Source organism: Rhodococcus sp. 14-2496-1d, assembly GCF_002259365.1.
Lineage (GTDB): Bacteria > Actinomycetota > Actinomycetes > Mycobacteriales > Mycobacteriaceae > Rhodococcoides.
This window is the reverse complement of the sequence record NZ_NPFV01000020.1, coordinates 24,179-46,366: the sequence shown is the minus strand read 5'-3', so window position 1 is coordinate 46,366 and position 22,188 is coordinate 24,179. Positions and strand designations below refer to the sequence as shown.

Sequence of the window (22,188 nt, the reverse complement as noted above, 5' to 3'; positions counted from 1 at the left end):
GCACGATATCTACCTCGTTCCACCGGAGCACGAGACCAACGATGCCGTCACCCGAGAATCTGCCGCATCCGCAGCGCGACTGAGCGAACGATCCGACGTCGTCAGCCACGACGGCCGCTACGCATTGACCATCACCTCCACCACCCCGCACCAGGCGATGGTCGAGGATCTGCTGTTCGTGCGCGCCGTACTCGACGCCGCACACATCAAGTACCTGCTCGTTCGCGGCAACGACGAACGGCCCGTCATCGCCATCGAACTGGCCGCACGCGAAGCGTTGACCACGGCACTGGTGCACGCCTGCCGCGCCGAGCCGTTCTACTCCAAGACCGTCGACGCCCGCGGAAAAGCAGTGCTGGTGGCCGACGGGTCGCTGTCACCGTCCGCGAACGCACGCATCGTCCGCCTGTACCGGCCGCGCGTCGAGCCGTTCAGTGGGTTGTACTACGGCGCGTCGACGGCCGTGCAGATCGAACTGTGGTCGTTCTCCCCGTCCGAGATCGTGCTGCCGATCGAGAATTCGCTGACCAGGCGCAACATCCGGCCCGACGAGGCCGTCCGCGGTACCGTCGAACGCTTCGGCAGAACCTGGCCGACCATCGAGAACATGTTCGCCGACCATGCGTCGGACATCAATTTCGAGATCGACATCGTCTTCTCCTGGGTCGACGGCTCCTCGGCCGAATTCCAGGCCCAGCGGGCGCGGCGGATGGCGAATTACGTCGTCGGTGAGGGCGACGACTCGGCGGCCCGTTACCGGCAGATCGACGAATTGAAGTACGCCCTGCGGTCGGTGCACATGTACGCGCCGTGGATCAGGCGGATCTTCGTGGCCACCGACTCCCCGAGGCCGGCGTGGCTCGCCGATCATCCCAAGGTGACGTTCGTGCCGAGCGAGGCGTTCTTCGTCGACACCTCCGTGCTGCCGACCCACAATTCGCAGGCCGTCGAAAGCCAGCTGCACCACATACCCGGCTTGTCCGAGCACTTCCTGTACTCGAACGACGACATGTTCTTCGGCCGACCGGTCAGCCCGTCGATGTTCTTCTCCCCCGGCGGGATCAGCATGTTCATCGAGGCGACGACGCGAATCGGGTTGGGTTACAGCGACGCCGACCGCAGCGGGTTCGAGAATGCGGCACGGGTGAACCGTCGAATCCTGCAGGACAGATTCGGTATGACCACTACCCGGCATCTCGAACACGCGGCAACACCGTTGCGGCGCAGTGTGATGCAGGAAATGGAGAACGAGTTTCCGGACGAGTTCGCGTCCACCGCCGCGAGCGCGTTCCGCGCCAGCACCAACATCTCGGTGACGAACTCGCTGTACCACTACTACGCGCTGATGAGTGGACGCGCCGTGGTCCAGAAGGACGCCAAGGTTCGGTACATCGATACCACGACGGTCGCGGGCCTCGACGCCATGGAGAAGTTGCTCCCCAAACGGTCGGTGGACTTCTTCTGCCTCAACGACGGCAGCTTCCCGGAGGTCGACCTCGACCTGCGCACCCGGACGGTGACGCAGTTCCTGGACAAGTACTTCCCCATCGTCGCGCCGTGGGAACGAGAGCAGCGCTAGGCGTCGCTGAACGTCTTCCGCCTCGCACTGTCCGCGATGGTGACTCCCGCTGCGCTCAGCCTGCGTGCGGTCTCCTGAGCCGAGACCGGTTCTCCCACAGTGTCGTACGAGCCCGTCGGCACCACCGAATGCACAACGGTGTCCTCGTAGACGTGGACCAGGTTGTAGCCCTGGGCACCGTCGCGACCGCGCAATCCACCGGCGGGCACGTTCAGATCCTGGGTGTAACACGTGGCCGACGCCACCGAGACGGGAATACCCGCGAACGTGGCCGTCGTCGAATAGTGCAGGTGCCCAGCGAGAATGGATCGCACGTCGGTTCCGCGCAACACATCGGCCAGGCGCGGCTGATCGATCAGCTCGACCAGAACCGCGAGATCGAGCACGGTCGGCACCGGCGGATGATGCATCGCCAGGATCGTGCCGAACTCGGCGGGCGTGGCGAGAGTATCTGTCAGCCAAGCCAATTGCTCGTCGCCGAGCTCGCCGTGATGGCGACCGGGAACCGTCGTGTCGAGCGTGACGACACGCAGACCGTCGACGTCGTGGACGCGATCGATGGACTGCACGGTCGGTTCGGCGTCGAGAAGCTTCTGGCGGAACATCGCACGGTCGTCGTGATTGCCCATCGCCCAGACGATCTGCGCACCGAGTTCCTCGGCCACGGGCTCGACCAACGCCCGCAGCTTCTCGTAGGCACCGGCCTCGCCCTTGTCCGTCAGGTCTCCGGTGAACACCAACGCGTCGGGGCGCACACCCGAGTTGCGTACGTCGGCCATCACCTGTTCGAGCCGCAACTCACTGTCCACGCCGCCGTACAACCGACCGCCACCGTCGACGAGATGCGTGTCGCTGATGTGCAACAAGCAGTGATGGGGACGTGGGTACTCGGCCATCCGAGACTTCATCGAACTCTCGCTCACGATCATCACCTACGGTTTTGCGATCGCCCGGGTCGGACGAACGCCACTGCTGCAAGCCAAGCATACGAGCGTTCGCTGAGAGGAAGCTGGTCGGATCTCGGCGGTGAACACCGCACGAACTTCCGGCGTGTGACAGGTTGTGGGCATGACGAAACCGACGCTGACGACTCTTCTGGCAACTGCAGGACTGACGGTGGGAGCGATGGTCGGCATCGGCGTCGCTCCCGCTGCCGCGCAGGAGCTGCCGACCGTGGTGCTGGTGCACGGAGCCTTCGCAGACAACACCAGCTGGGACGGCGTCGCCGAGGATCTACGCGGCCGCGGCTACCCCGTGGTGACGGCGGACAACTCGCTGCGCGGGCCCGCGATCGACGCGGCCTCGGTCACCGACGTGGTCGAGAGCATCGACGGGCCGGTGATCCTGGTGGGCCATTCGTACGGCGGCACGGTGATCAGCAACGTGCACGCCGACAACGTGGAGGCTCTGGTCTACGTCGCCGCGTTCATGCCCGTCGAAGGCGAACCCGTCGCCCTCGAACTCGATCCCATCCGATTTCCGGTGACCGCGCTGGTACCGCCGGTGATCGGGCTGACGGTCGTCGACGACGCGTCGAACATCATCGGCCGCAACGTCGACTCGTACATCACTCCCGCCCTGTTCCGTCCGTTCTTCGCCCCGGATGTCAGCGAGGAGCAGGCCGCTCGCATGGCCGCACACCAGAAGACGATCGCCGCAGGCGCCCTGCTCGAGCCGAGCGGCCCACCGTCCTGGGCGCACACGCCGTCGTGGGCTCTGATCCCCCAGCAGGATCAGATCATCCCGACCTCCGCCGAGCGGTTCATGGCGCAGCGGGCGGGCGCTCAGGTGACCGAGGTACCGGGTTCGCACGCGATCCTGGTCTCGAACCCCACGGCCGTGGCCGACCTCGTCGCCGCGGCGGATGCGGGCAGCTGACACCTCCCGAAACGACCTCGGGCCCGGCCACCTTCGAAAGGTGGCCGGGCCCGAGGCGTCTTACGACGAGAGTCAGATCCCGATGAGATCGTGATCGGCGACCTTCGACGCCAGGATGCGCAGGTGCTCGTCGGCACCACCGAGAGTGTGCTCGATGGCCACCAGCCGACTGGTGTAGTGCCCGACCGGGTATTCGGCGGTGACGCCGATTCCGCCGTGCAACTGAATGGCCTCCTGGCCGATCTTGCGACCGGAGCGGGAGATCTGCAGCTTGGCGCGCGAGGCGATGGTCGGGTCGACGTTGCCGTCCGCCAACGACATCGTGGCGTACAGACTCATGCTGCGGGCCAGTTCGAGCAGCACGTACATGTCCGCCGCACGGAAGGTGAGTGCCTGGAACTTGGCCAGCGGAACCCCGAACTGCTTGCGCGCCTTCAGGTAATCGGTGGTCAGTCGCAGCGCCTCCTCCATGGCACCGATAGCCTCGGCGCACAGCGCAGCCTGAGCCCGCACCTCGGCGCCGGTGATGGCCGCTGCCGCGTTCTCGGCGGTACCGAGCGGTTCTGCTGCGACATCGACGAATTCGATCTGCGCGGCGCGCTGACCGTCGTGGGTCGCGTAGGACTTGCGCGTGAGGCCGGTCGCATCGGCATCGACGACGAACAGTCCCGTGCCACCGGTGGGCAGCGTTGCACTGACAACGATGACGTCTGCGCTACCACCGTGCGGAACCGGATTCTTGACGCCGTTGATCGCCCACGATCCACCGTCCTCGGTGGCGGTGGTGGCGACCTCGATGTTCGGCCAGCGGCTGCCGGACTCGTTGTGCGCGAACGCCAACATCGACGAACCCTCGGCCACCGGCGGCAGGAGCCGCGCGCGCTGCTCGGCGCTGCCGAGCTCGGAGATCAACCCGCCGGGGACGAGGACGGCGTCGAGAATCGGCTCGGGTGCGAGGCGTCGACCGACCTCGGTCATCACGGCCATGATCTCCACGGGACCGGCGTCCATCCCGCCGTCTTCCTCGCCGAACGTAAGACCCAGCAGCCCGACCTCGGCCAACTGCTTCCACACGTCGGTGCTCCAGCCCAGTTCACCGGCAACGATCTTGTTGCGCTTCTCGGTGTCGTAGGCCCGCGTGAGCACCTCACGAGTGGTGTCGCGCAGCAGCTTCTGCTCTTCGTTGAGTTCGAAATCCATGTCTTTCAGATGCTCCCTTACAGTCCGAGAATCGCAGAGGCGATGATGGTGCGCTGAACCTCGTTCGAGCCGCCGTAGATGGACACCTTGCGGTAGTTGAGGTACCCCGGTACCGAGCGCTGCGCCCAGCCCTCGCTCTCGATGTCCTCGCCCGCCTCGTAGGGCAGTGAGTCCGGCCCGGCGACGTCCATCAGCAGCTCGGTCGTCGCTTGCTGCAATTCCGATCCCCGCAGCTTGAGGATGGACGACGCCGGATTCGGCTTACCGTCGTCCGAGCTCGACACCAGGCGCAGCTGAGTCAGCTCCAGCGCGAGCAGTTCGTTCTCGACCTCGGCCATCTTGGCCGCGAACAGGGGGTCGTCGAGCAATGTGCCGCTGCCGACCTTCGTCTGCGCTGCGTGCTTCTTCGCCTGTCCCAGATGCACTTTGGTGTGTCCGGCCCGGGCGACGCCGGTGCGCTCGTTGCCGAGCAGGAACTTGGCGTAGCTCCAGCCCTGGTTCTCCTCGCCGACGAGGTTCTCCGCCGGAACGCGGACGTTGTCGAAGAAGACCTCGTTGACCTCGACACTGCCGTCGATCAGCTTGATGGGGCGCATCTCGATGCCGGGAGTGTTCAGATCGATGAGCAGGAACGAGATTCCTGCCTGCTTCTTCGGCGCGTCCGGGTTGGTGCGCACGAGCGCGAAGATCCAGTCGGCGTACTGGCCGAGCGTGGTCCACGTCTTCTGTCCGTTGACGATGTAGTCGTCACCGTCGCGGATCGCGGTGGTGCGCAACGACGCCAGGTCCGATCCGGCCTCGGGCTCGGAGAAGCCCTGGCACCACCAGATGTCGAGGTTCGCCGTCTTGGGCAGGAACTTCTCCTTGAGCTCCTGAGAGCCGAACGTCGCGATGACCGGGCCGACCATCGAGGCGTTGAACGCCAGCGGCTCGGGCACCGACGCCAACTGCATCTCGTCGAGCCAGATGTGGCGCTGCACAGCAGTCCAGTCGCGGCCACCGAACTCGGCCGGCCAATGCGGCACGGCCAAGCCGTTCTCGTTGAGGATTCGCATGGTCGTGACCACCTCGTCCTTGCTCAACTCCTGACCCGTCGCGCTCTTCTCGCGAATCTCGGCCGGGACCTTCGTGGTGAAGAACGTCCGCATCTCGTCACGGAACGCGGCCTCTTCTTCTGTGAGGGCAAGATTCATCGACAATCCTCCAAGCTCGTTCGCGTATCTTCGTATCGACCGTACTCCCTGGTAACTCTGGGATATTCTCCGCTCACTATGACTCTTCTGGCACTGGTTCGGCACGGTGAAACGAACTGGAATCTGCACGGGCGTCTGCAGGGCTCATCGGACATTCCTCTCAACGACACCGGCCGTGCCCAGGCCCGCGAGGCCGGCCACGAACTCGAGTACCGAACGTGGGACCACCTGGTCAGCTCCCCGCTGATCAGAGCAGCGGAAACCGCGGACATCATCGGCGCGCACCTGGGCCTGACCCGCACCGCTGAGTTCCCCGACCTGGCCGAACGGCATTTCGGTGACGCCGAAGGATTCACCGACTGGGACGCGTACTCGCACTGGCCGGACGGCCGATATCCGGGCCTGGAGCCACGCTCGAACCTGATCGTGCGTGGCGTGCGCGGCGTGGACGAGATCGCCTCGCGCTATCCGGACTCCGCGGTGATCGCCGTGGCGCACGGCGGCGTCATCCGGGCGATCTTCGACGCGATCCGGCGACGCCACTCCCCACGCATCCTCAACGCGGGCGTCTCGACCCTCGAACACGACGGTTCTCGCTGGACCGTTCGCACCATCAACGGCATCCCGGTCTGACAGAGTTTTCCTTCATGGAGATCGAACGTCGCATCACCGAACTGGGCTTCACCCTGCCCGGCGAACCGACCGCCCCACCCGGTTTCGAGTACTCGTTCGAGTGGGTTCGCGTGCGCGGCAACCGAGTCTTCGCCTCGGGCCATTCGCCGCTCGAGCAGGACGGTGCCCTGGCAGGCCCGTTCGGCGCGGTGCCATCGCAGGTGAGTCTCGACGCCGCCACCGATGCCGCGCGCGATGCGGCTCTCGCCGTGCTGGGCAGCCTCGCCCGTGCGATCGGCGACCTCGATCGAATCAGCGCGTGGCTGACCGTCACCGGATCGGTCAACGCCGACCACGGTTTCACTCAGACCACCACGGTCGTCAACGGCTTCTCCGATCTGGTTCTCGCCATCTTCGGTCCCGAGATCGGTGCCCATGCCCGAACCGCACTCGGGGTGGCCGCTTTGCCGATGAACAACACCGTCGTGGTGTCAGCGGAACTGGAGATCGACGGGTAGGTTTGCTCCACTCGTACATACGGCGAAAGCGGGCGCAGATGGTGCGCAGATCGATTCTTGCTCTGGTCGCGATTCTGATCGCCATCCTGGGGTTGTCCGGCTGCAGCTCGTCCTCGCAGTCGCTACTGGACCGGGTGAAGGACGAGGGCGTACTGGTCGTCGGTACCGAGGGCACCTACAGTCCGTTCAGCTATCAGGGCGACGACGGACAACTCACCGGTTACGACATCGACGTCATCAACGCGGTCGGTGCCGAACTGGGCGTACGCGTCGACTTCGTGCAGACCCCGTTCGACTCGATCTTCGCCGGCCTGCAGTCCCAACGGTTCGACCTCATCGCCAACCAGGTCTCGATCACTCCTGCGCGCCAGTCGGCCTACGACCTGTCCACGCCCTACACGGTGTCGGAAGGCCAGATCCTCACCGCCGCAGACGACTCCACCATCACCTCTCTCGCCGACCTGGCCGGCAAGACCACCGCCCAATCCTCGACGAGCAACTGGGCGGAGGTCGCGGCGAACGCAGGCGCGAACGTCGAAGCCGTCGAGGGATTCGTCCAGGCGGTAACACTCGTCAAGGACGGCCGCGTCGACGCCACCGTCAACGACTCCCTCGCCATCGCCGAGTACCTGCAGCAGACCGGCGACACCGGCGTGAAGATCGCAGGCGAGACCGGAGACACGACCCTGCAATCCTTCGTGGCCCGCAAGGACAGTGGGCTGATGGACGAGGTCGACACGGCCATCGACACACTGCGCGAGAACGGCACCATCGCCGAGATCTCGAACAAGTACTTCGGCAGCGACGTCGCCGCACCGACCGCGGACACCGTGGTTCCGGAGAGCGAGGACGCGGGAACCACGCCACCGTCGAAAATGCAGTTGGTGTTCGACAACCTGTGGCCGATGCTCAAAGCCACGGTGACCATGACGATTCCGCTGACCGCCATCAGCTTCGTCGTCGGACTCGTCATCGCCCTTGCCGTGGCGCTGGCACGCATCTCGTCGAACAAGCCGCTCGCCGCCGTCGCCCGGTTCTACGTCTCGATCATCCGCGGCACTCCCCTGCTGCTGCAGCTGTTCATCATCTTCTACGGGCTGCCGCAGTTCGGCATCGTGATCTCGCCGTTCCCGGCCGCGGTGGTCGCATTCTCGTTGAATGTCGGTGGCTACGCGGCCGAGGTCATCCGTGCCGCGATACTGAGCGTGCCCAAGGGCCAGTGGGAGGCGGCGCAGACCATCGGGATGGGCTACCGAACCACGTTGCAGCGCATCGTGCTTCCGCAGGCACTGCGCACCGCGGTGCCACCGTTGTCGAACACGCTGATCTCGCTCGTCAAGGACACCTCGCTCGCCTCGACCATCCTGGTGACGGAGCTGCTGCGCGTCGCGCAGCTCGCGGCGGCACCGACCTTCGACTTCTTCACCCTGTACTCCGTTGCGGCGCTGTACTACTGGGCGATCTGCATCGTTCTCTCGTTCTTCCAAGGCAAACTCGAAGTCCGACTCGACAGGTACGTGGCCAAATGACAGACCTGCTGGAAGTATCCGCACTGAAGAAATCGTTCGGGCCACTCGAGGTGTTGAAGGACATCTCGTTCGGCGTGCCGTCCGGCACCGTCACCGTCATCATCGGACCGTCCGGATCCGGCAAGACCACGGTGCTGCGCACACTGAACGCACTCGATCAGGCCGACGCAGGCATCATTCGTATCGGGGACGTGTCGGTGGATTTCTCCGAGCCCGTCGGAGCGCCGCAGCTCCGACATTTCCGCGCCCAGAGCGGCATGGTGTTCCAGAGCCACAACCTGTTTCCGCACAAGACGGTGCTGCAGAACATCATCGAGGGACCGGTGATCGTGCAGAAGCGCGCCAAGGACGACGCCATCCGCGACGCGCACGCCATCCTCGATCAGATCGGTCTCGACGCCAAGTCCGACCAGTACCCGTTCCAGCTCTCCGGAGGCCAGCAACAACGCGTCGGAATTGCGCGAGCTCTCGCCCTTCGACCCAAGCTGATGCTGTTCGACGAGCCCACCTCGGCCCTCGATCCCGAGCTCGTCGGCGAGGTTCTGGCCGTCATCAAAGGCCTTGCCGCGCAGGGCTGGACCATGGTGATCGTCACCCACGAGATTCGCTTCGCGCAGCAAGTCGCCGATCAGGTGCTGTTCATCGAGAACGGCGTCGTCCTCGAACGCGGCACCCCGGAGCAGGTGCTGGTGAACCCCACCGAGCCCCGCACCCGCCAGTTCCTGCAGCGGATATTGGCCTAGCGGCCAGTGGAGTGGTCAAGTGCCGCCTGGGGCACTTGACCACTCCACTGCGTCAGCACCTTGTCCAGGGTGATCGGCAGGTCGCGGACGCGAACGCCGGTGGCGTTGTAGACCGCGTTGCCGATGGCCGCCGAGGATCCGACTGCGCCGATCTCGCCGATTCCCTTGCCGCCCATCGGCGCGAGTTCGGTATCGACCTCCTCGATCCACACCGCCTCGAGGTCGGTGACGTCCGCACACGCCGGGATGTGATACTCGGCGAGATCGTGATTGGCGAACCCGCCGAACTCGTGATCGGTGATGCCGTTCTCCATCAGTGCCATTCCGAGTCCGAACGTCATGCCGCCGATGAGCTGAGACCTGGCCAGCCGCGGATTCATCACCGCGCCGATGCCGAACACCCCGAGCATCCGTCGCACCCGCACCTCGCCGGTGTCGATGTCGACCGCGACCTCCGCGAACTGAGCGCCGAACGCCATGCGCGCCAACTCCTTCTGGCCCTCGACGTCGTCGGTGGTGTCGGCATCGGCAGAGTTGCCCGGCTCGTACGAACCCTGTGCCTTCAGCGAGTGGCAGACCTTGGTGACGGCCCACCCCCAGGACGAGGTACCCGAGGACCCACCGGCTCCGGGAGCTTTCGGCAGAGCGCTGTCGCCGAGTTCGAGTACGACGGCATCTGCGTCCACCTCGAGGGCATCGGCGGCGATCTGGCGCAGCACGGTGCGCGCTCCGGTCCCGATGTCCGACGCAGCGACGGACACCGTGATCGTGCCGTCCTGCTCCACGCGCGCCGACGCGGTACTCGGTGAGATCAACACCGGGTAGCTGGCCGTCGCGACCCCCATGCCCACCAGGACGTTGCCTTCTCTGCGCTGTCCCGGCGTCGAGACGCGACGGTCCCAGCCGAACTTCTCGGCACCCTCGTGTAGGCATTGCACCACGCTGCGTGAGCTGAACGGGTTCCCACTCGCGGGGTCGACGTCGGGCTCGTTGCGAATGCGCAACTCGATCGGGTCGATTCCGGTGGCCTCGGCCAGTTCGTCGATGGCCGTTTCGACGGCGAACATGCCGGGCGCTTCGCCGGGAGCCCGCATCCACCGCGGCGTTCCGACGTCCAGCTGCGCGAGTCGGTGAGTGGTGCGACGGTTCGGGGACGCGTAGATGTGGCGAGTGGATTCCGACGTCTGCTCGCAGAACTCGAAGATCGTGCTGGTCTGCTGAAACGAGTCGTGCGTGATGGCCTGCAGGGTTCCTGTCGAATCAGCGCCCAGCCGGACGCGATTGAGCGTCGGGGTGCGATAGCCGACGACGTCGAAAAGAGCTTGCCTCGGCAACACCAACTTGACGGTGCGGCCGGTGGCTCGCGCGGCCATCGCCGCGAGGATCACGTTGGGCCGCGTACTGCCCTTGGCTCCGAAACCACCGCCGACGTTCTCCGCGATCACTCGAACGTTCTCAGGCTCGAGGTCGAAGGCCGTGGCGAGGTCGCCCTGAACACCCGACGGTGCCTGCGTCGAATCCCAGACCGTCAGCACGCCGTCGGACCACTGCGACGTGGTGGCGTGCGGCTCCATCGGACTGTTGTGCATCGGCGCGGTGGAGTACCAGTTGTCGATCAGCTGCTCGGCCGATGCGAGCGCCGCATCGGGATCGCCGACGGTGACGTCGGTGGGAAACCCCGCGTTGACCGATTCCGGCGCATACAGCGAACCGTGGTCTGCGGTCAGAGTGTTGTCGGGAGAACGCACGTCGGCGTAGCGCACGTGCACTCGGGCTGCGGCGGCGCGGGCATCCTGGAGGGTGTCTGCCACGACGACGGCCACGATCTGACCTCGATAGGCGACGGTGTTCGACTGCAGCACATGCAGTTCGGCGTCCTCGACATCACCCAGTTGCTCGGCGTTGTCGTGCCACAGGACTGCGTGAACCGTAGCGTCGGCGTCCAGTTCGACACGTTCGACCGTGCCGGCAGGAACGGTCGCGGGCACGTACCAGGCGTACAGCTGCCCGACGGCCGGCGGCTGCTCGGCGGCGTAACGGGCTCGACCTGTGACCTTCGCGATCGATTCGGTGCGCTGGATCGGTTGTCCGATCGATACGGTCATGACCGATCTCCCGACTCCATGAGTTCGACCAACGTGCGAGCGACCAGGTTGGTCACGAGCGGGACCTTGAATACGTTGTCACGCAACGGCTCTGCCGCATCGAGTTCCAGCGCGATCGCGCGCCGGAACGACGCCTCGTCGGCGGCCGCGCCGAGCAGCGCGTGCTCGGCCGTGCGGGCCCGCCACGGTTTGTGCGCGACACCGCCCAGCGCGATCGACACCCCGCGCACGATCCCGTCCTCGACGTCGAGAGTGGCGGCGACCGAGGCGATCGCGAAGGCATAGGACTGCCGGTCGCGCACCTTGCGGTAGGTCGAGACGGTGCCGGCCGCCGGTGCCGGAATCTCGACGACCGTGACGATTTCGTCTCGGGCGACGGTGTTGTCGCGCTCGGGCGCGTCACCGGGCAACCGGTAGAAGTCGTCGATGTCGACCACACGCTCACCGTCGACCCCCTGGACGACGATGCGTGCGTCGAGGGCGGTCAGCGCGACCGCCATGTCGGAGGGATGCGTCGCCACGCAGGCCTGCGAAGCTCCGAGAATGGCCAGGTTTCGGTGTTCACCCGTCCGGGCCGGGCAGCCCGAACCGGGTTCGCGTTTGTTGCACGGCTTCGATGCATCCATGAAGTACACACACCGGGTGCGCTGGAACAGGTTTCCGCCCGTGGTCGCCATGTTGCGCAACTGGCCCGACGCACCGGAGAGCACGGCCCGTGAGAGCACCGGATAACGCTGACGCACCACCGGATGCACCGCGAGATCACTGTTGGTCACACCCGAACCGACACGAAGCGATCCGTCGTCGGATACGTCTATGTCGTGCAACGGAAGTCGCGTGACGTCGATCAGCGTCGTCGGACCCACGACACCGAGCTTCATCAGGTCGACGAGGTTGGTTCCCCCGCCGAGCACCATCGCGTTCTCGTTCTCGGCGAGGCGAGCCACAGCGTCGTCGACCGCGGTGGCTGCGTCGTACTCGAAGGTCTTCACGATGCGTCCCGTACGGCCGAGACGATATTGCAGTAGGCACCACAACGACAGAGGTTGCCGCTCATACGTTCTCGCACTTCATCGGAGTCGAGTTCGATGTCGGCGGCCTCGATGTCCTCGGTGACCGCGCTGGGCCAACCCTGCTTCGCCTCTTCGATCACCGCGACCGCCGAGCAGATCTGCCCGGACGTGCAGTACCCGCACTGGAACGCGTCACGATCGACGAAGGCCTGTTGCACCGGGTGCAGCGTGTCGCCGTCGGACAACCCCTCGACCGTGGTGATCTCGCGATCCTGCTGCGCGACAGCGAACGTCAGGCAGCTGTTGATCCGGCGACCCTCGACCAGAACGGTGCAGGCACCGCACTGCCCGTGATCGCACCCCTTCTTGGCCCCGATGAGATCGAGGTTCTCTCGTAGTGCGTCGAGCAGGGTGGTTCGGGTGTCGCAGTCGATCTCGCGATCGGTGCCGTTGACACGGAGAGTGACGTGGGTCATGCGCGGCTGGATACCCGCGGCCTCGGCCACCAAACGCTCGACCTCGAGGTCGTGCGCGCTAGCGCCTGCCCTTGAACTTTCCTCCGCCGCGGGGCCCGCCGCTGCGTCCGGGAGGGCCGGAATCGGGTTGCAGCTGAATCAGCACGCCACTGATACGGGTGCGGCGCAACGCCTCGACCGTCTCGTCGGCGAGGTCGGCCGGAAGCTCCACCAACGAGTGGTCGGGCCGAATACTGATGTGCCCGAAGTCGCTTCGACGCAGCCCGCCCTCGTTGGCGATGGCACCGACGATGGCACCGGGAGCGACATGATGACGCTTGCCGACGCTGATGCGGTACGTCGCCATCTCCTGGCCCGTCTTGCGGTGATGCGAGCTGGCGGCATCCTCGTCGAACGTGCGCGGCGGCCGCGGCTCACGCGGCTCACGGGGTGCCCGCGGCGGGGCAGGCGGCTCCGGCTTCAACAGGAACGCTTCGCCGTCGCGCGACTGGATCGCCAGCGCGGCGGCGATGTCGACCAACGGCACATCGTGCTCGCGCTCGTAGTCCTCGATGAGCCGGCGGAACAAGGCCAGATTCTCGTTGCCGAGGCTGTCGGTGATGGAGTCCTTGAACTTCGTCACGCGCTGCGCATTGACGTCGTCGACGCTGGGGAGCTGCATCTCGGTGATCGGCTGACGCGTCGCGCGCTCGATGGCCTTGAGCAGATGCCGCTCGCGTGGGGCGACGAACAGCAGAGCCTGACCGGCCCGGCCCGCGCGACCGGTGCGACCGATGCGGTGCACGTAGGACTCGGTGTCGTGCGGGATGTCGTAGTTGATGACGTGCGAGATGCGGTCGACGTCGAGACCGCGGGCCGCGACATCGGTGGCCACCAGGATGTCGACCTGGCCGTTCTTGAGTTGGCCGATGGTGCGCTCACGCTGGGCCTGCACGATGTCGCCGTTGATCGCCGCGGCCGAGAAGCCCCGTGCGCGCAGCTTCTCGGCGAGCTCCTCGGTGGCCTGCTTGGTGCGGACGAACATGATCATGGCCTCGAACTCTTCGACCTCGAAGATTCGAGTGAGCGCTTCGAGCTTGCGCTGGTGCGCCACCTGGACGTAGCGCTGGGTGATGTTCGGTGCCGTCGACGTCTTGGTCTTGACGGTGATCTCCACCGGGTCGTGCAGATACTGCTTGGAGATCTTGCGAATCGCGGCAGGCATGGTGGCCGAGAACAACGCGACCTGCTTGTACTCCGGGGTATCGGAGAGGATGCGCTCGACGTCCTCCTGGAAGCCCATCTTGAGCATCTCGTCGGCCTCGTCGAGTACCAGGTACTCAAGGCCGGACAGGTCGAGGGTGCCCTTCTCGAGGTGGTCGATGACGCGACCGGGGGTACCGACGATGATCTGCGCGCCCTTACGCAGGCCGGAGAGCTGGATGCCGTACGCCTGACCGCCGTAGATCGGCAGGATGTGCAGACCCGGAATGTGCGTGGCGTACTTGCCGAACGCCTCGGCGACCTGGAGAGCGAGCTCCCGGGTCGGGGCCAGCACCAGGGCCTGCGGTACTCGACGCGAGACGTCGAGCCGCGACAGGATCGGCACTGCGAACGCGGCGGTCTTGCCGGTTCCGGTCTGCGCGAGGCCGACGACATCGTTGCCGGCCATCAGCGGCGGAATGGTGGCCGCCTGGATGGGCGACGGCGTCTCGTACCCCACGTCACGCAAGGCCTTCAGGACCCGCTCGTCGATGCCGAGATCGGCAAAAGTGATGTCGTCACCCGTCGCCGAGGACGACTCGCTCGCGCTGACCGGAGCGGAGGCGGACTCCTGAGGGGGCGAATTCGTCTCGTCCGACGTCACGGCGGCATCCTGTTCAGTTTCTGAAGTGCTCATATGTTGCACGAGTTTAGTACCTGCTCGGGCACCGCGACCCCTTCTACGCTGATCAGGTGACGAAACCGGTCACGACGGCATGCGGTGCGAGCGGCCTCACACTGGCAACCCGACGCCCGAACCCGACTGCAGGCAGTTAAGTTGTACCCCGAGTCACACTCAACTCCCTCGGACTCGCGGCAAAGTCGACAAACCGGACACCCCGGATGGTGCGCCACGGCCTCGAATGTGATGAAATGCACAACTACCACGCTATTTTTCCGTAAGGGGTCCAGCAGTGCGCGAATATTCTGTGCCGGCGTCGTTCACCATTCCTGACGACGCATCCATGGCCGACACCGTCTACAGGTACGAGAAGGAATCGCCGAACTTCGTACCCTTCCAGCGACTGGAGAACGGCAACTGGACCGACGTCACCGCAGCTCGGTTCGCGAAAGAGGTCGCCGCAGCGGCCAAGGGACTGATCGCGTCCGGAATCGAACTCGGCGACCGAGTCGCCATCCTCAGCGCGACGCGTTACGAGTGGGTCGTCCTCGACTACGCCATCTGGTCGGCAGGCGGCTGCACCGTCGCGATCTACGAGACATCCTCCGCCGATCAGGCGCAATGGATCCTCGAGGACTCCGCCACCAAGCTGCTCGTCGTCGAGACCGCAGCGCACGCCTCGAACCTCAAAGAGGTCACCGAGGGTGCCAAGGATCTGCGTGAGGTTCTCCAGATCGACGCCGGAGCCATCGAAGAACTGACCACCCGTGGTGCCGGGGTCAGCGACGAGGATCTGCACGCGCGACGCCATCAGGTCAGCGCAGCATCGCCCGCCACCCTGATCTACACCTCGGGCACCACCGGTCGCCCCAAGGGCGTCCAGCTCACACACGCCAACTTCTACGCCGAGGTTCAGGCCACCCAGATCGCGCTGCACGACTCGATGAAGGAGGGCAATCGCACACTGATGTTCCTCCCGATGGCGCACGTGTTCGCCCGCGCCGTGTCGTTCGGCTCGTTCGAGTCCAAGGTGACCGTCGGGCACACCTCGGACGTGACGACGCTGGTGGATCAGTTCGCGGTGTTCAAGCCGGACTTCATCCTGTCGGTGCCGCGCGTGTTCGAGAAGGTCTACAACTCCGCCAAGCAGAAGGCGCACGACGGCGGCAAGGGTTCCATCTTCGACAAGGCCGCCGCGACGGCCATCGAGTGGAGCGAGGCCCAGGAGAAGGGCGGAGCCGGGCTCGTCCTGAATCTCAAGCACACGGTGTTCGACAAGCTCGTGTACTCCAAGCTGCGCGCCGCACTCGGCGGCAACTGCACCCGCGCGGTGTCCGGCGGCGGACCTCTCGGTGCCCGCCTCGGCCACTTCTTCCGCGGTGCAGGAGTTCCGGTCTACGAGGGCTACGGACTGACCGAGACAAGCGCGGCGATCACCGTCAACACCACCAAGGATCAGCGCGTCGGCACCGTCGGCAAGCCCATCGACGGCCACTCGGTGAAGGTCGCCGAGGACGGCGAACTGCTGCTCAAGGGACCGGTCGTGTTCAGCGGCTACTGGCACAACGAGAAGGCGACGGCAGAGGCCATCGTCGACGGCTGGTTCCACACCGGCGACCTCGGCACCATCGACCAGGAAGGCTACGTCTCGATCACCGGCCGCAAGAAGGAGATCATCGTGACCGCGGGCGGCAAGAACGTCGCCCCCGCAGTGCTCGAGGACGCCCTCCGCGCGAACGCGATCATCAGCCAGTGCCTCGTCGTCGGCGACGCGAAGCCGTTCATCGGTGCGCTCATCACCCTCGACCCCGAGGCATTGCCGGGCTGGCTCGAGCGACACGGCCTCTCGGCCGACATCCCGTTCTCGGAGCTGTCGAAGAACGCCGACCTCGTCGCCGAGATCGACAAGGCCGTCGCCGAGGCCAACAAGAAGGTCTCCAACCCCGAGCAGATCAAGAAGTACACGATCCTCGAGAACGATTTCACCGTCGAAACCGGTGAGCTCACCCCCACGATGAAGCTCAAGCGCAACATCATCCACGCCGAGCGCGGCAGCGACATCGAGGCGATCTACTCGTAGATCGACCATCCGACGACGAGGGCCCGGTGCGATGCGCACCGGGCCCTCGTCGTCGGATCAGGACATGTGATCGTCGAGGAACTCCGCCACCACCGAGGTCACCTGCAGATGGATCTTCTCGTGCAGCAGGTCGTGGCCCCCGTCCTCGAATTCACGCAGTGACGAGTCGGGAACACTGCCGATCCACTCGCGCACCGCATCGATCGGAGCCAGGCGATCGTCGACTCCGTGTACCGCGAGGATCGGAATCACGTTGTCGGCGAGATCGTTGGCCGAGCCGGTCACGGACTTGGGGGTGCCGCACAGCACCGCGCACCGAACCGCCTCGGGATGCGCTCCGAGGGCCGCGATGGCCGTGGCCGCGCCGAGGGAATGACCCATCAGGGCGAACGACAACTCGGGGTGCTCGGCTTCGGCGATGTCGAGCAACTGCAGCGCATTCTGCGCGAGGCCGGGAATCTGAGCGGCGTCGGTCAACTCACCTTCGGTGAGGCCGTGGCCCACGTGATCGACCGCCCACACGTCGACCCCGCGTCCGTTGAGGACCCGAGCGAAGCGGTGATAGTGGCCGCTGTTCTGGCCGAGACCGTGCAGAAAAACGAGACCGAAACGAGCATCGGGAACAGTCCAGTTTCGGTAATGGACAGCACCGGTGGCTCCGTCGAAAAAAGGCATTCGATCATTTTGCCTCCTTGCGACGGCATCCGCGCGCAACGTGACCGGTGCCGCTCCCGGCGGTGACTAGGGTGGGCGCGTGTTCCTCATCGGCGATCGCGTCATCTACAGCGCCAGCGACCTCGCCGCGGCAGCGTCGTGCGAATTCGGACTGCTGCGCCGACTCGACGGGTTGAGCGGACTGATCCCGCGGGCAACGGCCACCCCCGATCCGATGCTCGACCGCACCTCCGCACTGGGATTCGAGCACGAGCGCCGACAGCTCGAGACATTCCAGCGGCGGTTCCCCGGCGGTGTCCTGACGATGGATCGACCGGGGCGTACCGACCAGGAACTTGCCGACGCCGCGTGGGCAACCTTCACCGCTCTGACTGCGCGCACACCGGTGGTGTACCAGGCGACCTTCTTCGACGGACGATTCCTCGGTTTCTGCGACTTTCTGGTGGCCGAGGGCGATCGGTACGCGGTGTACGACACGAAGCTCTCTCGGCACGCCAAGGTTCCGGCACTGCTGCAGTTGGCGGCCTACGCGGACGCGCTGCGGTCCGGCGGGATCACTCCGAGCGACGAGGTGCACCTGATGCTCGGCGACGGCAGCGACTCCGTCCACTCGCTCGCCGAGATCCTTCCGGTCTACCGGCAGTCCAGGGAACACCTGCAACAGATCCTCGACGAGCACCACGCCGAGGGCACCGTCGTCGACTGGTTCGACCCGCGCTACTCCGGCTGCGGGCAGTGCGAGGCCTGCACGATCGAGGTGGAAGAGCACCGCGACCTGGTTCTCGTCGCCGGGATGCGCGCGAGTACCCGGGAGAGACTGCTCGACGCGGGAATCGCCACGGTGGACGAGCTGGCTGCGTCGACCGGGACCGTGCAGGGCATGTCGTCGCGCACACTGACCAACCTGCGAGCTCAAGCCGAGCTCCAGGTGCGCCAGGAGCACAGCGGCGACGCCGAGTTCGAGATCTTCGACGCCGACGCCCTCGGTGTGATTCCCGAGCCCGATCCGGGCGACATCTTCTTCGACTTCGAGGGCGATCCCCTGTGGGCAGAGGCAGGCAGTTCCGAGTGGGGACTCGAGTACCTGTTCGGTGTCCACACCGCCGACGGCGACTTCCTGCCGTTCTGGGCGCACGATCGCGCGCAGGAACGACGCGCCCTGATCGACTTCCTCGACTACGTGACCACCCGACGCGCGGCTCACCCGAACATGCACGTCTACCACTACGCGCCGTACGAGAAGACCGCGCTGCTGCGCCTCGCCGGACGCTACGGCGTCGGTGAGGACGCGGTCGACGGCCTACTGCGGGACGATGTTCTGGTCGACCTCTATCCGATCGTGCGATCTGCGGTACGCATCGGAGCCAGGTCCTACAGCATCAAGAAGCTCGAACCCCTGTACATGCCCGCCGCCCGCGACGGAGACGTCACCGACGCGGCCGCGTCGATCGTCGAATACGCGAACTGGTGCGATCTGCGAGATCAGGGCAAGGACGCCGAGGCCGCGGCACTGCTCTCCGAGATCGCCGAGTACAACCGCACCGACTGCGAATCGACACAGCGACTGCGGGATTGGTTGCTGGCGCGCGCGTCGGATGCCGGGGTGCACCCGCGGACGACGCAACACCTCGAGCTCGAAGACGCTGCCGTGGACACCGCCAGCCCGCTCGAGCTCGAACTCGCCGAGTACGCCGGTCTGCCGTGGGAGCGCACCTCGACGCAACAGGCCGTCGCACTGTTCGCCGGTTCCATCGGGTATCACCGACGCGAACGAAAGCCGTTCTGGTGGGCGCACTTCGACCGCCTGACACACCCGTTGGACGAGTGGGCCGACGCCGCCGACGTGCTGAAGGTCGAGCGCGCCGAACTGGTGCACGACTGGATGAAAACCGCACCGAATCAACGCGTCCTGCGACGGCAGCTCAAGCTACTGGGGCACCTGAGCAACGGAGTCCTGTCGAGCTCGAAGGTCAAGCTGCTCTACGACGACCCGGCGCCGGAGGGGCTGCCGAAGCAGCAGCCGACCCATCGCGCGACCACGACGGTCGAGATCGTGCAGGCAGGCTACGAGGGCACCCTCGACATGGTGGTGGTGCAGGAGAACCTCCGCAAGGGAGTGGACGAGTACCCCGACTTCCCCATCGCCACCGCACCCGAGCCGCCTCCGGCGACCAAGTATCTGGAGCAGGCGATCGTTGCCGCCGCCGCCGAGGTCGGTGCGGCACTGCCGCACCTTCCGCGCACGGCCGTCGCCGATCTGCTGACCCTGTCCCCACCCCGAACCCGCTCCGGCACAGGCCTTCCCGAGGTCCGCGCCGGGGATTACGTGACGGCGGTCACGGCGGCCCTGCTCGATCTCGATCACTCCTACGTTGCCGTGCAGGGGCCACCCGGGACCGGGAAGACGTACACCGCTGCCCGGGTGATCGCCGAATTGGTCGACGTCCATCGCTGGCGCATCGGCGTGGTGGGCCAGTCGCATCACGTGGTCAACAATGTGCTGGACACCATCGTGGCGGCCGGAGTCGACCCGGGCCGGGTGGGCAAGAAGGCACCGACAGCCCACACCGTCGTCGACCCGGCGGAGTACTCCCGATTCGTCACCGACGCCGAGGACGGCTGCGTGATCGGCGGTACCGCCTGGGACTTCTCCAACCCCGGCCGCATCCCGCCCGAATCGCTCGACCTCCTGGTCATCGACGAGGCCGGGCAGTTCTCGCTGGCCAACACCATCGCCGTCTCGGTGTCTGCACGTAATCTGCTGCTGCTCGGCGACCCGGCGCAACTGCCACAGGTCAGCCAGGGCACCCACCCCGAACCCGTCGACGAGTCGGCTCTGGGTTGGATCACCAGCGGTCACCCGACGCTGCCCGTCGACCGCGGTTACTTCCTGGCCACGACATGGCGGATGCATCCCGATCTGTGCGCCCCGGTGTCGGCGCTGTCCTACGAGGGCAAACTGGAGTCCAACAGTACTGTGACACAGGCTCGTTCACTGTCAGGGCTGGAACCTGGACTGCACACCGTGTACCTCGACCACCACGGCAATTCCACCGATTCGGTGGAGGAAGCCGACGAGATCGTCACCCGTGTGCAGACTCTGCTCGGCCGGCAATGGCGCGACCCGCAGTCCTTCGAGGGTGCGCGGCCCATGCACCAGGGCGACTTCCTGGTCGTCGCGGCCTACAACGCGCAGGTAGCCGTCATCATCGAGAGACTCGCGGCCGCCGGACTCGACGAGGTCGCGGTGGGCACCGTCGACAAGTTCCAGGGACGCCAGGCACCGGTGGTGCTGATCTCGATGGCCGCGTCGGCGATCGAGGACGTTCCGCGAGGCATGGGATTCCTGTTGTCCCGCAACAGACTCAACGTCGCGGTCTCGCGGGGCCAATGGGCCGCGATACTGATCCGGTCGCGGGCACTGACCCGGTACCTGCCGTCGACCCCGGCCGGACTGGTCACTCTCGGAACGTTCATGGGCCTGTGCGAGAACGGGATTCAGCCGAACGCCATACCCTCACCACGATAAGTGGGGACTACCTCGACAGACCCGTCGGCGTGCACCAGATGCAGGGTGTCGAACCGCTCGCACAGCTCGCCCGCCTTGGCATGGCGGAACCAGACGCGATCACCGATCCGGATCTCCCCTGCTCCGCTCACGGGAGTCTGCACCTCGCCGGCACCCTCGCTGCGCAGCAACCTCAGACCGGACGTCACTACTCCCCTGGCCCTTCTCGACCACGCGACCGGCCGCGGCGACCTCGACGCCGACGCCGGACCCGACGCGATGTAGCCACCACCGAACAGCGTCGCGATCTGCGGAGTCGGCTTGCGCACCGCGGGCAGTGCGAAGAACAGCGAGGGCTCGGCCGAGAACGCGCGATACCGATCGAAGAGCGTCGGCGCGAACAAGCCCGACCCGGCGGTCACCTCGGTGACGACCGGATCGGCCGCCGAGAAGTCGATCGACCCGGTACCGCCACTGTTGACGATCTCGATCCGACCGACTGCCGCAGTCACGGCCTCGACGACCGCCGTTCTGCGCGTGGAGATCTCACGGGAAGAGAGCGACTTCATCCATTCCACCGCACGATTGGAATCGGGCACACCGGCGATCTGCGCCTCGTAGAACATCAGACCGACCACCCGGAACCCGCGCGCCTGCGCCGCCCGCGCGAAGGCGGCGACCTGCTCGGGTTCGCGCAGCGGCGAACGTCGGACACCGATGTGCAGCGGTCCGATCCGCAGCGAGGCATCGACGTCGATACAGATCCGCGGCTTGAGAAGATCGCTGTCGGTGGCGTCGCGCACGATGTCGAGCTGTGCGACGTCGTCGACCATCAGCGAGATGCGTCCCGACAGCACACGATCATTGACGACCTCGGCGAGGGCGGTGCGATCGACCGACGGGTACCCCATCAGGATGTCTTCCACACCGTTGCGTGCCAACCAGATCGCCTCACGCAGGGAGTAGGCCATGACCCCGTTCACACCGTCGGCTGCGAGCACCCGATCCAGCACCGCCCGGCACCTGACCGACTTGCTCGCGATCCTGATCGGCACCGAATCCGCCCGCGCTCGCAGGGCCGCCGCATTGGCATCGAGGGCAGCCGAATCGACTGCAGCCAAAGGTGATTCGATCCCCTCGGTGGCAGCGGCGATACGGGACAGTGGTGTCGTGTCGGTGGTTGCGACACCGGCGATCGAGCTCATGCGGCGTATT

17 protein-coding genes are annotated in these 22,188 nt (G+C 65.9%); 8 read left to right on the top strand and 9 right to left on the bottom strand.

The annotated features are described in order from the left end of the window. Window positions 1-79: 79 nt before the first annotated feature. Complete coding sequence (locus tag CH296_RS16900) at window positions 80-1,579, top strand: stealth family protein (RefSeq protein ID WP_179273070.1); 1,500 nt, start codon at window positions 80-82, stop codon at window positions 1,577-1,579. Here CH296_RS16900 and CH296_RS16895 read toward each other — a convergent pair. Then, window positions 1,576-2,487, bottom strand: coding sequence for a phosphodiesterase (locus tag CH296_RS16895; RefSeq protein ID WP_032396538.1), 912 nt, complete (start codon window positions 2,485-2,487; stop codon window positions 1,576-1,578). The genes CH296_RS16900 and CH296_RS16895 overlap by 4 nt on opposite strands. A gap of 160 nt (window positions 2,488-2,647) precedes the next feature. Between CH296_RS16895 and CH296_RS16890 the strand changes: the two genes are divergently transcribed. Continuing rightward, on the top strand, window positions 2,648-3,457 hold the full coding sequence (locus tag CH296_RS16890; protein WP_094682119.1) for an alpha/beta hydrolase: 810 nt from the start codon (window positions 2,648-2,650) through the stop codon (window positions 3,455-3,457). A gap of 72 nt (window positions 3,458-3,529) precedes the next feature. On the opposite strand, the gene CH296_RS16885 is transcribed toward CH296_RS16890, so the two are convergent. Both CH296_RS16885 and CH296_RS16880 read right to left on the bottom strand, forming a co-directional pair. Then, on the bottom strand, window positions 3,530-4,657 hold the full coding sequence (locus tag CH296_RS16885) for an acyl-CoA dehydrogenase family protein (protein WP_094659279.1): 1,128 nt from the start codon (window positions 4,655-4,657) through the stop codon (window positions 3,530-3,532). A 17-nt stretch (window positions 4,658-4,674) separates the two neighbouring features. Then, window positions 4,675-5,850, bottom strand: coding sequence for an acyl-CoA dehydrogenase family protein (locus CH296_RS16880; RefSeq protein WP_032396511.1), 1,176 nt, complete (start codon window positions 5,848-5,850; stop codon window positions 4,675-4,677). A gap of 78 nt (window positions 5,851-5,928) precedes the next feature. Here CH296_RS16880 and CH296_RS16875 point away from each other — a divergent pair, with 78 nt between their 5' ends. The 4 genes from CH296_RS16875 to CH296_RS16860 are packed head-to-tail and all read left to right on the top strand — an operon-like array spanning window position 5,929 to window position 9,252. Continuing rightward, window positions 5,929-6,483, top strand: coding sequence for a histidine phosphatase family protein (locus CH296_RS16875; protein ID WP_032396510.1), 555 nt, complete (start codon window positions 5,929-5,931; stop codon window positions 6,481-6,483). Window positions 6,484-6,497: 14 nt separating this feature from the next. Further along, the gene (locus CH296_RS16870) at window positions 6,498-6,980 is read left to right on the top strand and encodes a RidA family protein (RefSeq protein ID WP_032396509.1); all 483 of its coding nucleotides are present in this window, start codon (window positions 6,498-6,500) and stop codon (window positions 6,978-6,980) included. A gap of 38 nt (window positions 6,981-7,018) precedes the next feature. Further along, window positions 7,019-8,509, top strand: a complete 1,491-nt coding sequence (locus CH296_RS16865; protein WP_094685287.1) for an ABC transporter permease subunit — start codon at window positions 7,019-7,021, stop codon at window positions 8,507-8,509. Next, complete coding sequence (locus CH296_RS16860) at window positions 8,506-9,252, top strand: amino acid ABC transporter ATP-binding protein (RefSeq protein ID WP_094629627.1); 747 nt, start codon at window positions 8,506-8,508, stop codon at window positions 9,250-9,252. Before CH296_RS16865 ends, CH296_RS16860 begins: the two co-directional genes overlap by 4 nt. Here the strand turns inward: CH296_RS16860 and CH296_RS16855 are convergent. From CH296_RS16855 to CH296_RS16840, 4 genes are read right to left on the bottom strand one after another with little or no spacing between them, the layout of a single operon-like run. Beyond that, entirely contained in the window at window positions 9,249-11,357 is a 2,109-nt protein-coding gene (locus tag CH296_RS16855) for a xanthine dehydrogenase family protein molybdopterin-binding subunit (RefSeq protein ID WP_094685280.1), read from the bottom strand. The genes CH296_RS16860 and CH296_RS16855 overlap by 4 nt on opposite strands. Beyond that, window positions 11,354-12,349, bottom strand: a complete 996-nt coding sequence (locus CH296_RS16850; protein WP_094685279.1) for a xanthine dehydrogenase family protein subunit M — start codon at window positions 12,347-12,349, stop codon at window positions 11,354-11,356. The genes CH296_RS16855 and CH296_RS16850 overlap by 4 nt, the downstream gene beginning before the upstream one ends. Further along, window positions 12,346-12,846: a 2Fe-2S iron-sulfur cluster-binding protein gene (locus CH296_RS16845; RefSeq protein WP_094685286.1), complete on the bottom strand. Its 501-nt coding sequence runs from the start codon at window positions 12,844-12,846 to the stop codon at window positions 12,346-12,348. The genes CH296_RS16850 and CH296_RS16845 overlap by 4 nt, the downstream gene beginning before the upstream one ends. A gap of 58 nt (window positions 12,847-12,904) precedes the next feature. Next, complete coding sequence (locus CH296_RS16840) at window positions 12,905-14,725, bottom strand: DEAD/DEAH box helicase (RefSeq protein WP_373557289.1); 1,821 nt, start codon at window positions 14,723-14,725, stop codon at window positions 12,905-12,907. Between the two features lie 277 nt (window positions 14,726-15,002). Here CH296_RS16840 and CH296_RS16835 point away from each other — a divergent pair, with 277 nt between their 5' ends. Then, window positions 15,003-16,790, top strand: coding sequence for a long-chain fatty acid--CoA ligase (locus CH296_RS16835; protein WP_032396505.1), 1,788 nt, complete (start codon window positions 15,003-15,005; stop codon window positions 16,788-16,790). Window positions 16,791-16,847: 57 nt separating this feature from the next. On the opposite strand, the gene CH296_RS16830 is transcribed toward CH296_RS16835, so the two are convergent. Next, window positions 16,848-17,465 (bottom strand): alpha/beta hydrolase, encoded by a 618-nt coding sequence (locus CH296_RS16830; protein WP_045199264.1) that lies wholly within the window; start codon window positions 17,463-17,465, stop codon window positions 16,848-16,850. A 79-nt stretch (window positions 17,466-17,544) separates the two neighbouring features. Here CH296_RS16830 and CH296_RS16825 point away from each other — a divergent pair, with 79 nt between their 5' ends. Further along, the gene (locus CH296_RS16825) at window positions 17,545-20,994 is read left to right on the top strand and encodes a bifunctional RecB family nuclease/DEAD/DEAH box helicase (RefSeq protein ID WP_094685278.1); all 3,450 of its coding nucleotides are present in this window, start codon (window positions 17,545-17,547) and stop codon (window positions 20,992-20,994) included. On the opposite strand, the gene CH296_RS16820 is transcribed toward CH296_RS16825, so the two are convergent. Continuing rightward, a complete protein-coding gene (locus tag CH296_RS16820; RefSeq protein WP_094685277.1) occupies window positions 20,964-22,178 on the bottom strand; it encodes an alanine racemase in 1,215 nt (404 codons plus the stop codon). The genes CH296_RS16825 and CH296_RS16820 overlap by 31 nt on opposite strands. Between the last annotated feature and the right edge of the window lie 10 nt (window positions 22,179-22,188).

Bases quoted from the DNA above. Each gene is read 5' to 3' on its own strand.
- CH296_RS16845 (WP_094685286.1), bottom strand. From the start codon at position 12,846: ATGACCCACGTCACTCTCCGTGTCAACGGCACCGATCGCGAGATCGAC.
- CH296_RS16875 (WP_032396510.1), top strand. From the start codon at position 5,929: ATGACTCTTCTGGCACTGGTTCGGCACGGTGAAACGAACTGGAATCTG.
- CH296_RS16890 (WP_094682119.1), top strand. From the start codon at position 2,648: ATGACGAAACCGACGCTGACGACTCTTCTGGCAACTGCAGGACTGACG.
- CH296_RS16885 (WP_094659279.1), bottom strand. From the start codon at position 4,657: ATGGATTTCGAACTCAACGAAGAGCAGAAGCTGCTGCGCGACACCACT.
- CH296_RS16830 (WP_045199264.1), bottom strand. From the start codon at position 17,465: ATGCCTTTTTTCGACGGAGCCACCGGTGCTGTCCATTACCGAAACTGG.
- CH296_RS16895 (WP_032396538.1), bottom strand. From the start codon at position 2,487: ATGAAGTCTCGGATGGCCGAGTACCCACGTCCCCATCACTGCTTGTTG.
- CH296_RS16865 (WP_094685287.1), top strand. From the start codon at position 7,019: ATGGTGCGCAGATCGATTCTTGCTCTGGTCGCGATTCTGATCGCCATC.
- CH296_RS16855 (WP_094685280.1), bottom strand. From the start codon at position 11,357: ATGACCGTATCGATCGGACAACCGATCCAGCGCACCGAATCGATCGCG.
- CH296_RS16860 (WP_094629627.1), top strand. From the start codon at position 8,506: ATGACAGACCTGCTGGAAGTATCCGCACTGAAGAAATCGTTCGGGCCA.
- CH296_RS16870 (WP_032396509.1), top strand. From the start codon at position 6,498: ATGGAGATCGAACGTCGCATCACCGAACTGGGCTTCACCCTGCCCGGC.
- CH296_RS16840 (WP_373557289.1), bottom strand. From the start codon at position 14,725: ATGAGCACTTCAGAAACTGAACAGGATGCCGCCGTGACGTCGGACGAG.
- CH296_RS16820 (WP_094685277.1), bottom strand. From the start codon at position 22,178: ATGAGCTCGATCGCCGGTGTCGCAACCACCGACACGACACCACTGTCC.
- CH296_RS16880 (WP_032396511.1), bottom strand. From the start codon at position 5,850: ATGAATCTTGCCCTCACAGAAGAAGAGGCCGCGTTCCGTGACGAGATG.